This window comes from Frankia canadensis (genome assembly GCF_900197875.1).
Lineage (GTDB): Bacteria > Actinomycetota > Actinomycetes > Frankiales > Frankiaceae > Frankia > Frankia canadensis.
Map to the genome: position 1 here is coordinate 54,231 of NZ_FZMO01000223.1, position 14,934 is coordinate 69,164.

The 14,934-nt window shown below is 71.6% G+C and carries 12 protein-coding genes; 4 read left to right on the top strand and 8 right to left on the bottom strand.

All coding sequences use genetic code 11. From position 1 onward, the window contains the following. Positions 1–114: 114 nt before the first annotated feature. Positions 115–2,181 carry an acetoacetate--CoA ligase gene (locus C1A33_RS17815; protein WP_243407691.1) on the top strand — a complete coding sequence of 689 codons (2,067 nt, stop codon included), beginning with the start codon at positions 115–117 and terminating at the stop codon, positions 2,179–2,181. Between the two features lie 101 nt (positions 2,182–2,282). Here C1A33_RS17815 and C1A33_RS17820 read toward each other — a convergent pair whose 3' ends face one another. Continuing rightward, entirely contained in the window at positions 2,283–3,554 is a 1,272-nt protein-coding gene (locus tag C1A33_RS17820; RefSeq protein ID WP_101832600.1) for an RNA polymerase sigma factor, read from the bottom strand. Between the two features lie 586 nt (positions 3,555–4,140). On the opposite strand from C1A33_RS17820, the gene C1A33_RS17825 reads away from it, so the two are divergent. Next, entirely contained in the window at positions 4,141–5,478 is a 1,338-nt protein-coding gene (locus C1A33_RS17825) for an amylo-alpha-1,6-glucosidase (RefSeq protein ID WP_101832601.1), read from the top strand. Between the two features lie 7 nt (positions 5,479–5,485). On the opposite strand, the gene C1A33_RS17830 is transcribed toward C1A33_RS17825, so the two are convergent. Together C1A33_RS17830 and C1A33_RS17835 are read right to left on the bottom strand one after the other, a co-directional pair. Continuing rightward, entirely contained in the window at positions 5,486–5,920 is a 435-nt protein-coding gene (locus C1A33_RS17830) for a PIN domain-containing protein (protein ID WP_101832602.1), read from the bottom strand. Further along, positions 5,908–6,165 (bottom strand): ribbon-helix-helix domain-containing protein, encoded by a 258-nt coding sequence (locus C1A33_RS17835; protein WP_101832603.1) that lies wholly within the window; start codon positions 6,163–6,165, stop codon positions 5,908–5,910. Before C1A33_RS17835 ends, C1A33_RS17830 begins: the two co-directional genes overlap by 13 nt. A gap of 7 nt (positions 6,166–6,172) precedes the next feature. On the opposite strand from C1A33_RS17835, the gene C1A33_RS17840 reads away from it, so the two are divergent. Next, positions 6,173–6,523, top strand: coding sequence for a helix-turn-helix domain-containing protein (locus C1A33_RS17840; RefSeq protein ID WP_243407678.1), 351 nt, complete (start codon positions 6,173–6,175; stop codon positions 6,521–6,523). A 166-nt stretch (positions 6,524–6,689) separates the two neighbouring features. On the opposite strand, the gene C1A33_RS17845 is transcribed toward C1A33_RS17840, so the two are convergent. The 4 genes from C1A33_RS17845 to C1A33_RS17855 form a co-directional block, all read right to left on the bottom strand. Beyond that, a complete protein-coding gene (locus tag C1A33_RS17845; protein ID WP_101832604.1) occupies positions 6,690–9,653 on the bottom strand; it encodes a vitamin B12-dependent ribonucleotide reductase in 2,964 nt (987 codons plus the stop codon). Positions 9,654–9,669: 16 nt separating this feature from the next. Continuing rightward, complete coding sequence (locus C1A33_RS37480; RefSeq protein WP_279354648.1) at positions 9,670–9,804, bottom strand: hypothetical protein; 135 nt, start codon at positions 9,802–9,804, stop codon at positions 9,670–9,672. Between the two features lie 259 nt (positions 9,805–10,063). Continuing rightward, positions 10,064–10,846 (bottom strand): transcriptional regulator NrdR, encoded by a 783-nt coding sequence (nrdR, locus tag C1A33_RS37735; RefSeq protein WP_480014516.1) that lies wholly within the window; start codon positions 10,844–10,846, stop codon positions 10,064–10,066. A 389-nt stretch (positions 10,847–11,235) separates the two neighbouring features. Then, positions 11,236–11,487, bottom strand: a complete 252-nt coding sequence (locus tag C1A33_RS17855) for a LysM peptidoglycan-binding domain-containing protein (RefSeq protein WP_243407679.1) — start codon at positions 11,485–11,487, stop codon at positions 11,236–11,238. Positions 11,488–12,231: 744 nt separating this feature from the next. Between C1A33_RS17855 and lexA the strand changes: the two genes are divergently transcribed. Next, complete coding sequence (gene lexA / locus C1A33_RS17860; protein ID WP_101832607.1) at positions 12,232–12,987, top strand: transcriptional repressor LexA; 756 nt, start codon at positions 12,232–12,234, stop codon at positions 12,985–12,987. 155 nt (positions 12,988–13,142) lie between these two features. Here the strand turns inward: lexA and hflX are convergent, their stop codons facing one another. Further along, positions 13,143–14,603, bottom strand: coding sequence for a GTPase HflX (gene hflX / locus C1A33_RS17865; RefSeq protein WP_101832608.1), 1,461 nt, complete (start codon positions 14,601–14,603; stop codon positions 13,143–13,145). Positions 14,604–14,934 lie beyond the last annotated feature (331 nt).

Sequence of the window (14,934 nt, forward strand, 5' to 3'; positions counted from 1 at the left end):
AACACCGCCGATCACCGCACCCCCGAGGTTGACCATCATCCCGCCCGAAATGCCCTAGGGTCAGTCTCCGTGGCAGCAGACGGAACCGCACAGCGGCCTCTCGGGCCGGGCGTCGTGGGCGGCGCCCCGACGACCGGCGCACCCCGGACGCGCCCCGGCACGCCGCTGTGGCAGCCCTCCGCCGGGCGCGTCCAGCGGGCCGCGGTGACGGCATACCGCGGCTGGCTCGCCGCCGAGCGAGGCGTGTACCTCGACGACGACGCCGCGCTGTGGCAGTGGTCGGTCACCGAGATCGAGGCCTTCTGGGAGTCGATCTGGGAGTTCTGCGCGGTCGAGGGCGAACGCGGCGGCGGCCCGGCCCTCACCGAGCGTGTGATGCCGGGCGCCTCCTGGTTCCCCGGCGCGCGGGTCAACTACGCCGAGAACGCGTTGACCCGCCGCGGCCCCGCGCCCGCCGTGATCGGCGTGCGGGAGGACGGCGCCACCGTCGTCGTGTCCTGGGACGAGCTGCGCCGGCAGGTGGGCCGCGCCGCCGCCGGGCTGCGCGCCCTCGGCGTCACCGAGGGCGACCACGTCTGCGCGGTGCTGCCGAACACCGTGTACGCCGTCGTGGCGATGCTCGCCACCGCGAGCATCGGGGCGGTCTGGTCGTCCTGCTCCCCCGAACTCGGCGCGCACGCCCTGTCGTCACGTTTCGCGCAGATCGCGCCGAAGGTCCTCATCGGCGTCGACGGCTACACCTACGGCGGCCGCGGGTACGACACCCTGGCCGCGCTCGCCGGGCTCGCCGCGGACCTGCCCGAGCTCGCGGCGACGGTGATCGTGCCGTACCTGTCGCCGGACGCCTTCGCCCGCGCCCGGGAGGCCGGCCTGCCGGGTCTGCTCACCTGGGACGAGCTGATGGCCACCGAGGACACCGGGGCGGCGTTCACCCGGGTCGCCTTCGACGCGCCGCTGTGGATCCTGTACTCATCCGGCACCACCGGCCCGCCCAAGCCGATCGTCCACGGGCACGGCGGCGTTCTGCTGGAGCATCTCAAGGCGCTGGCACTGCACCTCGACCTCGGCCCCGACGACCGGTTCTGCTGGTACACCACCACCGGCTGGATGATGTGGAACTACCTCGTCTCCGGCCTGCTCGTCGGCGCCACGGTGGTGCTCTACGACGGCGCCCCCGGTTACCCGACGCTCGGCACCCAGTTCGGGCTCGCCGAGGCGCTGGAGGTGACCTGCCTCGGCACCTCCGCCGCCTACCTGACCTCCTGCCGAGACGCGGGGCTCGTTCCCCGGGAGGAGGCCGACCTGTCCCTGGTCCGCACGCTCGGGTCCACCGGGTCGCCGCTGCCCGCCGCCACCTGCGCGTGGGTGTACGAGGCCGTCGGCTCCGACGTGTTCCTCTCGTCGATCAGCGGCGGCACGGACGTGTGCACGGCGCTCGTCGCGGGGCTGCCGACCGGGCCGGTGCGGGCCGGTGAGATCGGCTCCCGGGCGCTGGGGTGCGCCGTCGCCGCCTTCGACGCCGAGGGCAAGGAGGTCGTCGACGAGGTCGGTGAGCTCGTCGTCACGGAACCGATGCCGTCAATGCCGCTGTCCTTCTGGGGTGATCCGGACGGCAGCCGGCTGCGGGAGAGCTACTTCTCGACCTACCCCCGCATCTGGCGCCACGGCGACTGGATCCGGATCACCGAGGACGGGGCCGTCGTCGTCGAGGGTCGCTCCGACGCGACGCTCAACCGCCTCGGTGTGCGGATCGGCACGGGGGAGCTCTACAGCGTCGTCGAGCAGCTGCCCGAGGTGCGCGACAGCGTCGCGGTGGACGTCTCGGACGCCGCCGGCGGCGGGGGGCTGCTGCTGTTCGTCGCGCTCACCGAACCGGGTCTGACGGAGGAGCTGGTGGCGCGGATCCGCGAGACGCTTCGTACGGAACTCAGCCCACGGCACATCCCGGACAAGATCATCGAAATCGCCGAGGTGCCGCGGACCCTCACCGGCAAGAAGCTGGAGGTGCCGATCAAGCGGCTGCTCACCGGCGCCGCGCTCGACGACGTGGTGAGCCTGGACGCGGTGGCGAACCCGGCGGCACTGGTGGCGTTCGCGGCCGCGGCGGAACGGATCCGCACGCCGGACGTAGACGACGAAGCCGGATCTTCGCTGTCGACCAGCGAAGATCCGGCTCTTTGATCACGCGGCGGCGCCGTCACCGGCGCGCCGCGCTCCCACCTGGGTGCCACCCGAGACCGCACACGTGCCCGCCTCGTCGGCGGGGTCGAGACCGCCGGGGGTCAGTCGAGGAACTCCCGAAGGCGTCCGGCGACCGCGGGCTTGCGCAGCTCGCGCAGCGTGTCGCGCTCGATCTGGCGGATCCGCTCCCGGGTCAGCCCGAGCCGGTTACCCACCTCGGCGAGGGTGTGCTGCTTGCCGTCGGCGAGGCCGAACCGCAGCCGCATCACCTCCCGCTCCCGCGGGTTGAGCCCACCGAGAACGTTCTCGATCTCGTCCTGCATGGCGCCGTAGGAGGCGGCGTCCGCCGGCGAGGTCGCGTCCGAGTCCTCGATGAAGTCACCGAGCACGGAGTCACCGTCGTCACCGACGGAGGTCTCCAGGCTGACCGTGTCCTGCGCGTAACGGCGCAGCTCGACGACCTGCTCGATCGGCATGTCCAGCTCGAGCGCGAGCTCCTCGTCGGTCGGCTCACGACCGAGCGTGGAGACGAGCTGGCGCTGCAGCCGGGTGATCTTGTTGATCTGCTCGACCACGTGCACCGGGATGCGGATGGTCCGCGCCTGGTCGGCGAGCGCCCGGCCGATGGCCTGACGGATCCACCAGGTCGCGTAGGTCGAGAACTTGTATCCCTTCGCGTAGTCGAACTTCTCCACCGCGCGAATGAGACCGAGGTTGCCCTCCTGGACCAGGTCCAGCAGGGTCATCCCGCGGCCGCTGTACTTCTTCGCGACGGAGACGACCAGGCGCAGGTTCGCCGACACCAGCTGCTGCTTGGCGGCGTGACCGTCCTTGACGAGCAGACCGAGGTCCCGCCGGAGGTCGGCGGGCAGGTCGGGGACGGCCTCCAGCTTGTGCTCGGCGAACAGGCCGGCCTCGACCCGCTTGGAGAGCTCGACTTCCTGGGCGGCGTTGAGCAGCGGCACCTTGCCGATCTCGCGCAGGTACATGCGCACGAGGTCGGCGGTGCCGGCGTGCTCGGCGGTGGAGCGACTGACGGCGGTGGCGTCGTCGGTCCTCTCGCCTTCCTCCTCCTCGAGGAGTTCGACGCCGGCGGCGTTGAGCCGCGCGATGAGCGCGGGCAGCAACTCGAGGCCGATGTCGGCGGCCTCGAGCGCGTCCCGAAGCTCGGCGCGGCTGATCTCGCCGTCCTTGCGGCCACGGGCGATGACCTCGGCGACGGCGCTCACATCGAGCTCGTCGCCGTCGTCAGGGACCGCGGCCAGCGAGCGGCTGGAGGTACGGGCAGTGGAAGCGGGCCGGCGAGAGCGGCGCGTGCTACGCGGGCGGTTCTCGTCGGCGCGCTCGGCAAGTTCCAGGGCAGGCAGCGTCATCAGTGGCAAATCCGATGGTCGGTGCGGGTGGGACGTCTGTTTCCGTGCACATGGGAGGCAACGAACGAAGTCGCGGAACCATTCCCCGTGCAGGCGCACCCGGACATCAGCGATCGCCGGGCCTACCGGCAGTGTAGACCCAAGCCCTCGAGCCGCTGAACTCGCTGTCGCGAAGACTACCTGTCAGATCCCGTCGTGTGGCGCGTTCAGCGAACTATCTTGACCTTCTCGCGTGGCGAGACGGCGTCCGACGACCACGGCCATCAGCTGTGAGTGTCAGATCGCCTACCAAGCGTAAGAGTCTGTCGTCGACTGCCATCCGCGCCACATTGTCGGACCACTACCGCCATCGGGCCGGGGCCCGCCGCATGCCCGCCGAGAGGTGCCGGGCAGCCCCCGAACGGCGATACCTGAACGGCCACCACCCGCCCCGACGCGACCGTACGTGTCCGATCAGTGGCCGACGGCTGCCCACCCGCGGGCCAGCCGCAGCGGCGGGGTGACTCCGGGACACACGCACCGTTAGGAAGGCCACACCCGGCACGGCCTTCCCGCGCGCGAGCGAGGACGCCGCTACTCTCACACGATGCCCGTCCCCAGCCTCCCCGCAGAGCTGGCGGCGCTTCGCGAGACCGCGGTCTCGGTGCTGCGCGGCAACGACCTCGGCGACATCACCCGCCCCTCGCCGACGCTGTACCCCCATCAGTGGCTGTGGGACTCCTGCTTCATCGCCATCGGGCTGCGCCACCTCGACCCGCAGCGGGCCGCGGCCGAGATCCTCTCGCTGCTGCGCGGGCAGTGGCCCAGCGGCATGATCCCGCATGTGATCTTCGCGGAGACCACGGACTTCTATCACGCCGGGCCGCAGCGCTGGCGGTGCGATCGGGTGACGACGACGGCCGGTGGCGCGCAGAGCACGGGCGTCACGCAGCCGCCGATGATCGCCGAGGCGGCGGTGCGGGTCGGCGAGATGATGACGGACTCGGCGCGCGCCGCGTTCTACCGCCAGCTGTATCCCGGCCTGCTGCGCTTCCACCAGTGGCTCTACACCGAGCGCGACCCGGACGACGACGGCCTCGTCTCCCTGGTCCACTCCTGGGAGTCGGGCATGGACAACACCCCGACCTGGATGGAGATCACCCGCCCGGCCGCGCCGCTGGCGGTGCGGGCGCTGCGGCGGATCAACGGCGACGACGCGCTCGACGCGCTGCGCCGCGACTCCAAGGAGGTGCCGCCGGACGAGCGGCTCACCTCCGGCGACCTGTTCACGCTCTACCGGATCGTGCGCGAGCTGCGCGGGGCGCACTACGACTTCCGCGAGATCCGGCGCACCATCGTCCCGCTCGTGCAGGACGTCGCGTTCAACGCGATCCTCATCCGCGCGAACGAGCACCTGACCGCCATCGCCGCCGAGATCGGCGAGGTCATCCCGGCCGGGCTGCGCCGGTCGATGCGCCGCTCCCGGGAGGCGATCGGCCAGCTCGTCGTCGACGGCGTCTACTACAGCCGCGACTTCCGCACCCGCACCCTGCTGCGCCACGAGACGATCGCCGGCCTGCTGCCGCTCTACGCGGGCGTCGTGCCCGAGGACCGGGTCGACGGCATGGTCAAGACGCTCACCTCGCCGCGCTACTGCGCCCGCTTCGGCGTCGCGAGCGTCCCGCTGGACGACCCGGCCTTCCTGCCCCGCTGCTACTGGCAGGGCCCGGTCTGGGTGAACATGAACTGGCTGATCGCCGACGGCCTGGAGCGCTACGGCCGCCTCGACGCCGCCGACGACCTGCGCCGCAACACCGTCGACGTGATCGCCGCCTCCGGCGCGATGTACGAGTACTACTCCCCGCTCGACGGCTCCGGCGCGGGCAGCAACCGCTTCTCCTGGACGGCCGCCCTCCTGCTCGACCTGCTCGCCACCGCCCGCTGACCCCCGCTCAGAGGCGATCAGCTGGGAGCAGGGCGAACGCGTCGAATCTCCGGCTCAGCGGAGTGATGGCCCGGAAGTGACGCTCGTCGGTCGTCAGGATCTCGTTCGTGTCGTAGCGGTCCGCCAGTACGGCGTTGAACGCGTCGGTGATTCCGATCTTCAGATCACGGTGCCGCGCGACCAGGCTCCGCGCGGAGCGGACATCGTCGGCGTCGACCTCGGCGATCTCGTAGGCACCGCCGGTCAGGTCATCGATCGCCGCCAACTCCTGGGCGACTCCGACCTTGGCCAACACCATGTAGTCGATCTCGGCAATGACGAAGGGAGAGATCACCGGCGGCTCCATGACCGCACGCAGGATGCTCTGAATCGCGCCGCACAACGGGTGTCGGGCGGCCGTCCCGGCAAGGTAGCCCGACGTGTCGACGATCAGGCGTCCCACAGCCCGTCCTCCAGCCCCGCGGCTCCGAACCCGGCGGACAGATGATCGTCCACATCATCGGCGAACGACGGGTCCACATCGAACCGTGGGGGATTCGGCCGGGGGCGCTCGGGCTCCTCCGCCAACAGCCTGTTGATCGCATCCCGGATGAGATCCGCCTCGCTGCGATGCTGCCTGTGGGCGGCGGCCGACAGCCGCCGCTTGGCGTCCAGCGACAGGTACACGGTCGTCCGCGTCATCGCCATGCCATATATGGTAGTCCTCACCCCACGCGACGCGGCTCTTGATGTCGAGACGCTTGACTTCGATATGATAGTCACCACACGTGAAGGCTATATCGACATCGGCGGGATGGGCGTGGCGTACACCGGTAAGATCACAAGCGCGGAGTCGCTGGGGCGCATCCTGGCGCAGGCGCGAATGCTGTCAGGGATGAGCCAGCGTGAGCTCGCGCGCCAGCTGGGCACGACGCAGAAGTACATCTGGGAGCTGGAGGCCGGCAAGCCATCGATCCTGATGGACCGACTCTTCGCCGCCATGCGCGCGACCGGCATGGAACTGAGCGCCACCGTCACCCCCCCGGACGAACGCGGTCAGGACTGACAGCCGCGGTTCGCGGCCCCACCGGGACGCCACCCGCTTCGCCACCACCTGTCCCGACTCACGACTGGCGAAGGCCGACCTTTGCCTGCCGGAGTACACCCCCAGCCCTCGAGAGGCGACCGTCCACCTCTCGAGGGCCTTGCGTTTAAGGAAATGACGCGCAGTGCTAGCTGCAGCCGCTGGTGGAGCCGCACTGCTCGCAGACGTAGCAGCTGCCGGCCGGGCGCATCGTCACGCCGCAGGTGAAGCAGAGCGGGGCGTCCACCACGGTCTGCGCGACGAGCGTCTCGCCGGGGGGCGCCAAGCGTAGCTCGCGGGCGACCTGCGCCGGGCCGAGACCAACCGCCACGCCGTTGCTCCGCGGCGCGGGTGCCGCCGGTGACGCGGACCGCTCGCCGCCCGCCGCCGCTGCTTCCTCGGCTGGCGCCGACACCGGGGCCGCCGGCACGTCCACCGCGGCGGTGGTGTCGGCGGGCGAGGCGTACTGGCTGGCGACGGCACGGGTGCGCTCGGCCGCGGAGGAGATGCCGAGCTCGGCGCGGTGGTCGGCGTCGAGGTAGTCGAGGGCGAGCCGGCGGAACAGGTAGTCCATGATCGACTGTGCGATCCGGACGTCCGGGTCGTCGGTCATGCCGGCGGGCTCGAAGCGCATGTTGATGAACTTGCTGACATACGCCTCCAGCGGCACCCCGTACTGCAGGCCGATGGAGATGGCGATGGCGAAGGCATCCATGACGCCGGCCAGGGTCGAGCCCTGCTTCGACATCTTGATGAAGACCTCGCCGAGACCATCGTCCGGGTAGGAGCCGGCGGTCAGGTAGCCCTCGGCGCCACCGACGGTGAACGACACCGTCTGCGACGGGCGGGTCTTCGGCAGTCGCCGGCGGACCGGACGGTACTCCACCTCCACCTCCGCCAGCGCCGCCACGGCGACCGGGGCGACCGGGGCGGACGGGGCGGACGGGGCGGACGCCGACGCGGCCGCGGCCGCCCGCGCGTCCGCGGCCTGCTTCGCGCCCCTGACGTCGGTCAGCGGCTGGCCGACCTTGCAGTTGTCCCGGTAGATGGCCAGCGCCTTCAGGCCGAGCTGCCAGCCCGCCAGGTAGATCTCCTCGACGTCCTCGACGGTCGCCGTGGCCGGCATGTTCACCGTCTTCGAGATCGCGCCGGACAGGAACGGCTGCACCGCGGCCATCATCCGCACGTGGCCCATCGGCGAGATCGCCCGCTCGCCGATCGCGCAGTCGAACACCTCGTAGTGCTCCGGGCGCAGGCCGGGAGCGTCGATGACGTGGCCGTGCTCGGCGATGTACTCGACGATCGCCTCCATCGTCTCCTCCGGGTAGCCGAGCGCGCGCAGCGCCGCCGGGACCGTCTGGTTCACGATCTTCATGCTGGCGCCGCCGACCAGCTTCTTCATCTTCACCAGGGCGAGGTCCGGCTCGATGCCGGTGGTGTCGCAGTCCATCGCGAGGCCGATGGTGCCGGTGGGGGCGAGCAGGCTGACCTGGGCGTTGCGCCAGCCGTGCTTCTCGCCGACGGCCTGCGCCTTCGACCATTCCTTCGAGGCGGCGGCCAGGACGCGGGCGTCCTCGGCGTCCACGGTGCGCACCTCGTCGTTCGCGGCGGCGTGCTTGCGCACGACCCGGCGGTGGGCGTCGGCGTTGCGCGCGAAGCCCTCGTAGGCGCCGACGATGCCGGCGAGTTCGGCGGAACGGCGGTAGGCGGTGCCGCTCATCAGCGAAGTGATCGCCGCGGCGAGTGCCCGGCCGCCATCCGAGTCGTAGGCGCGGGCGCTGGCCATGAGCAGGGCGCCGAGGTTGGCGTAGCCGATGCCGAGCTGCCGGTAGGCGCGGGTGATCCGGGTGATCTCCGGGGTCGGGAAGTCCGCGAAGCAGATCGAGATGTCCATCGCGGTGATGATCAGTTCGACGGCGGCGACGAATGCGTCGGCGTCGAACGTCCGGTCCGGGCGCAGGAACTTCAGCAGGTTCAGCGACGCCAGGTTGCAGCTGGAGTTGTCCAGGTGCACGTACTCGCTGCACGGATTGGAGGCGCTGATCCGCCCGCTCTCCGGGCAGGTGTGCCAGTCGTTGATCGTGCCGTCGTACTGGATGCCGGGGTCGGCGCAGGCCCAGGCGGCCTCGGCGATCGTGCGGAACAGGCCCTTGGCGTCGATCGTCTCGATCGCCCGGCCGTCGAGGCGGGCGCGCAGGTCGAAGCCGGTGCCGTCGACGACGGCGGTCATGAACTCGTCGGTGACGCGCACGGAGTTGTTGGCGTTCTGGTACTGCACGGAGGCGATGTCGCGGCCACCGAGGTCCATGTCGAACCCGGCGTCACGCAGGGCGCGGATCTTCTCCTCCTCCCGCGACTTCGTCTCGACGAACTCGACGATGTCCGGGTGGTCGACGTCGAGGACGACCATCTTGGCGGCCCGGCGGGTGGCACCGCCGGACTTGATCGTGCCCGCGGACGCGTCGGCGCCGCGCATGAAGCTGACGGGCCCGGACGCGGTGCCGCCGGAGGACAGCAGCTCCTTGGACGACCGGATCCGCGACAGGTTGAGCCCGGCCCCGGACCCACCCTTGAAGATCAGCCCTTCCTCGCGATACCAGTTGAGAATCGACTCCATGGTGTCATCAACTGAAAGAATGAAACACGCGCTCACCTGCTGAGGGGCGGGGGTTCCGACGTTGAACCAGACCGGGGAGTTGAAGCTGAAGACCTGGTGGAGCAGCATCCAGGTCAGCTCGTGCTCGAAGGCCTCGGCGTCGGCGTCGCTGGCGAAGTAGCCGTGCTCGCGGCCGGCGGCGACGTAGGTCAGCACCACCCGGTCGATGAGCTGGCGCAGCGAGGACTCCCGGGCCGGCGTGCCCGGCGCGCCGCGGAAGTACTTGCTGGTCACGATGTTCGAGGCGTTGACCGACCAGAAGTCGGGGAACTCGACACCGCGCTGCTCGAAGTTGACCGAGCCATCCCGCCAGTTGGTCATGACGACGTCCCGGGTCTCCCAGGTGACCTCGTCGTAGGGGTGGACCCCGGCGGTCGTGCGCGAGCGGCGGATCTTCAGCCCGGTCGCCGTCCTGGCCCCCGACCTGCCCGCCTTGGTACCGCGACTTTCGGTCATGACGCTCCTCGTCCTGTCAGTATCTCTCGTCGTCCTGCGTCTGCGCGTCGTCCTGCGTCTGCGCGTCGTCCTGCGTCTGCGCGTCGTGCTGTGCCTGCGCGTCGTGCTGTGTCTCTGCGCCGTGCCGTGCCTGCGCGTGGTGCCGTGTCATGTCGGTGGGGCGCAGCGTTCCCGGCCGTGGGCGAGCGCATGGTCAGGGCTTCGCCCGTGTGCGCCGGCGGAGCGCGGCGCGCGCCCGCGCACACCGCGGCCAGGCCGCACCGGCGGCGGACGCGCGGTACCGGCGGCGCTCGCCGGTCGGGCAGGGCACCCCGGTGATCAGAGGAACCGGCCGGCGAGACGGTGGGGCTCGACGGGAAACGGCGGGCCGGATGCCGGGTGGGGCGTGGCCTGTGGCCCTCGCCGGGCTGTCAGGGGTGGCGCGCCGGCGTGGCGCCAGGCGCGCCGAGCGCCCTGGCCGCACCGTGCTCTCCCGCGACGAGCCCGTCCCGGCCGAGGCCGCCTTCCACGACGTTCAGCTGGCTGGTGCCGGCGCGTCGGCGGGCGGCGGAGTCGGCACCGTCCGCCGCGCGGCCGCCGCGGGCGGGGGCGGGCTCGCCGTCGAGCTCCCCGTCCGGCGGCACCGCGGCAGGTCCGGCGCGTTCCAACGCACCCGTCGCCGAGCTCGGGCCGTCGTCGTCACCGCGGCGGCCGGCGTTCCTGGCCGCTTCCGCGCCGCGGCGGGCGCCGGAGGTCTCGGACCGCAGCGCCGTGATGGCGCTCTCGAAGTCGGCGAGCGACTCGAAGGCGAGGTACACCGAGGCGAACCGGAGATAGGCCACCTCGTCGAGCTCGCGAAGCGGGCCGAGGATCGCCCGGCCGATCGCCTCCGCGGGAATCTCCGCCGAGCCGGCGGACCGCACCGCGTCCTCGACCTGCTGCGCGAGCAGGGCGAGATGATCGTCGCGCACCGGGCGGCCCTGGCATGCCTTGCGCACGCCGGCGATGACCTTCGCGCGGCTGAAGGGCTCGGTCACACCGCTGCGCTTGAGTACCCGCAGCGACGCCTCCTCCATCGTGGTGAACCGGCGGCCGCATGAGAGGCAGGAGCGCCGGCGCCGGATCGCTGAGCCTTCCTCGGCCTCTCGGCTGTCGACGACACGGCTGTCCGGATGCCGGCAGAACGGGCACCGCACGCGAGACGCCTCCTTCACCGAGCCGGCCGACAGCCCTTCCGCACCGTCCCGACGTCGGCGCACCGGGACGGACCGCGGGCCCCACCGCCGCACCGATCCGGTGGGACCTGTGGACGAGCGGCCCTCGTTCTGTGGAAGACCTGTGGATCCACCTGTGGATGACTTACACCTACGTAAGCACCAGATGTTGTGTCCAACTTAGCGCACGACCCCATGGATGGGAAAACCGACCCCCCGCATGCCACACGAGGACATCAGCCCGCGGGGGCCCGACGACCCTGGGCGAAGCCGCCTCAACCGCCCGCACCCGGCCCGATGCGGAGGCGTCACCGCGGCGACCATCGACCACCCGCCGTCGCGACCGCCGGTGTCCGATCAGGCGGCTCCCGACATACCCCCGCCGGGCCTCACCCATCCAGTAAGAGGAACTGGCCGGGGGTGAGCTGGGCGGAGGACAGATCGTTGATCCGCATCAGCCGATCGACCACCACGCGCGTGTCGGCGTCCGGCTCGAGCACGGCGGCGATCTCCCACAGCGACTCCCCCGCCACGACCAGGTGGCCGCGTGGCGGCTCGTCCGACCACGCCAGCGAGGCCCGTGGCACCACCACCGCCAGCATGGCCGCGATGAGCATCGCCGCGGCCATGGTGACCACCACCCGACCACGCCTGGTCAGCCGAAGAGGCGCCGGCTCCCGTCGCACTCGCGACCGCGACGGAACCCCGCTGGCCGGCCCGCGACCAGGCGCCGGCATCGGATCCCGCCCGTGCGGCGCCGCGGTGCCGTCCGACCTCGCACCGTCCCGGCGCGCCACGGGCCCGCGCGACGCCGCACCGCCCCGCGGCCCCTGGCAGCTCGGCGACGACACCCGACCAGGCGCCGCCCTCGCCTCGCGGGACCGGGAATGGGACGGGAACAGACCGGCGTTGGCGGGCACCGATCGAGGACCGGGACGGCCAGCCGGCGCTCCCGCGGACCGCCCGGCGACCCGTTCCCGGACCACGGCCAGGTCGATGACCTGCGCCGAGCAGCTGGGACTCACGACATCCTCCCGTGGCGAGCGGGCCGGGACCACCAGGCGGGCGAACCCCAGTTCGATCGAACTCCTGGTCGATTGTCGCACCCGGCGCGGATCTGGCAAGAGGACACGCTCGAACAAGCGTTTGAGATTCCGCGACCGTCCGGTTACCGTCAAGACGATCAGGTGTGCACCGGGTGGATTCTCCGGGTCGCGGACGGACGCACGCCGTGGGGGTGTCGGGATCGCGGGCGATCCCGACCGCGACGCGGCGCTCACCCGTCGGACGTGGGGTGACCAGCTGGTGACCACGTACGCGACGAGTAGGTACGTGACGAACGACGTACGCGACGAACGACGTACGCGACGAGGAGAGCGGTAGCGATGACCACCCAAGGCAGGGGTACACGCCGGGGCGGGGCCCGCGGCAACGTGCGGGCCTTTCCCGAAAACCCCGCGGACGCGGCCGGACTGACCCCCCGGCAGCGCAAGGTGCTCGAGGTCATCCGGGCCGCCGTGGAGCGGCGCGGATACCCGCCAAGCGTCCGCGAGATCGGTGAGGCGGTCGGCCTGACCAGCACGAGCAGCGTGGCGCACCAGCTCAAGGTGCTGGAGGAGAAGGGCTACCTGCGGCGGGATCCGAACCGTCCGCGGGCGATGGAGGTGCTCAGCCCGGACCGCCCGCGCCGCCGCGCCCAGGCGGCGCCGGCCGCGGTGGTTCCCGCGTTCGGCGGTGAGGCCGCCGCGGCGCCCGGCGGCGAGGCGTCAGCGGCCTACGTGCCGGTGCTCGGGCGGATCGCGGCCGGCGGCCCGATCCTCGCCGAGCAGGCGATCGAGGATGTCTTCCCGCTGCCCAAGGAGATCGTCGGCGAGGGCACGCTGTTCCTGCTGCGCGTGGTCGGCGAGTCGATGATGGGCGCCGCGATCTGTGACGGCGACTGGGTGGTGGTCCGCCAGCAGCCGGTCGCGGACAACGGCGAGATCGTCGCCGCGATGATCGAGGGTGAGGCGACGGTGAAGCGCCTACGCGTCCGCGACGGGAAGATCTGGCTGCACCCGGAGAACCCTGCCTTCAACGACATCCCGGGCGAGGAGGCGACGATCCTCGGCCGGATCGTCGCCGTGCTGCGCAGGGTCTGACCACGCGACGGCCGGCCGCGCGTGGCGGCCGGCCGATCCGTGGTCTGCCCGATCCGCTGGGCGATCCGCGGTCCGACGAACTCAGGCCGATCCGGGCGTGCTTCGGCCGGGTCAGAGCGGAGCCGGTCAGGCGTCCGGACCCGGCGCGGCGTGGGTCAGGCCCGGAAGGCGTCGAGATCGGCGGCGAGTGCCGGCGACACCCGCGCGGTGAGGCGGGTTCCGTCTGCCGTGTGCTCCTGCCCGAGTACCTCGCCGTGGGCGTGGACCCGCGAGACGAGCTCACCCCGGGTATAGGGGACGAGCACCGTCAACTCGACGTCCGGGTGCGGAACCCGCAGGCACAGCGCGTCAACGAGCGCGCCGAGCCCCTCCCCCGTCCGGGCCGAGACGAACACCGCCTCGGGCGCCAGCTGGCGAAGCTCCGCGACGACGGTGGGAGCGACCGCGTCGACCTTGTTGACGACGATCAGTTCGGACACGCCGCCCGCGTCGATGTCGTTGAGGACCTCGCGGACGGCGGAGATCTGCGCGGCCGGGTCGGGCGCGGAGCCGTCGACGACGTGCAGCAGGAGATCCGCGTCGGCGACCTCCTCGAGCGTCGAGCGGAACGCCTCGACGATCTGGTGGGGAAGATGGCGTACGAAACCCACCGTGTCGGTCAGGGTGAACGCGCGGCCGTCCGGCAGGGTCGCCCGGCGCACCGTCGGGTCGAGGGTGGCGAACAGCGCGTCCTCCACCAGGACGCCGGCGCCGGTGAGCCGGTTGAGCAGCGAGGACTTGCCGGCGTTGGTGTAGCCGGCGATCGCCACCGCGGGCACCTCGCCGCGCCGCCGCGCCGCGCGCTTGGTCTCCCGCACGGTGGACATCCCGGCGAGTTCACGGCGCAGCCGGGCCATCCGGGCGCGCAGCCTGCGCCGATCGGTCTCGATCTTCGTCTCACCGGGGCCGCGGGTACCGATGGGAGCGCGCCCGCCACCACTGGCCGCGGCGCGCGACATCGACTCACCCCAACCACGCAGCCGGGGCAGCATGTACTGGAGCTGGGCCAGCTCGACCTGCGCCTTACCCTCTCGGGAGGTCGCGTGCTGGGCGAAGATGTCCAGGATGAGAGCCGTCCGGTCGATGACCTTGACTTTGACGATCTCCTCCAGCTGGCGCAGCTGGCCGGGGGTGAGCTCGCCGTCGCAGATCACCGTGTCGGCGCCGGTCGCGGCGACGACCTCGGCGAGTTGACGGGCCTTGCCGGAACCGACGTAGGTCGCCGCGTCCGGCCGGTCGCGGCGCTGCACGAGCGCGTCGAGGACGACCGAGCCGGCGGTGGTGGACAGCGCGGCGAGCTCCGCCATCGATGCCTCGGCCGCCCGCAGCGAGCCCGAGGTCCACACGCCGATCAGTACCACCCGCTCCAACCGCAGCTGGCGGTACTCGACCTCGGTGACGTCGTCCAGCTCGGTGGCAAGGCCCGGTACTCGACGCAGGGCCGCTCGGTCCGCCAGATCGAGCTCGTCGCCGGATTCGGCGAAAAAGCCCGAAAGATTGCCCGAATCGTCATCGGTGAGTTCAATGAGGGATCTGTCGAGGGTGGACGCGTCCAGGGCGTCGGCAGGAAGTGTCATACCATCCGTTCTCAACGCGGCCCGCTGCCGCGGCATTCCGCGCCGGTTCATTTAGCCAGGTCACACGCCTTCTCGGTGACCCGGGGGCGATCCCGCCATCGAAGGGGCCGGCCCGGGCCAGCCCGGCCGCACCGCTTCGGTGTTCCCCGGCGGAATCGTCCCGTCGCCTGCCAGGGTCCCACGCCCCAACGAGGATCGCGAACGGTTTAGCCGCCTCGTTCCGGCGATCCCGCCCGTCGTGGTGACTCCGCCGCACCCGGCGCCATCCCCGCGGGGATCATGACGCGCTCACGGCCGCGCCACGTGACCGGGCACGGCAGGCGATCCGGGA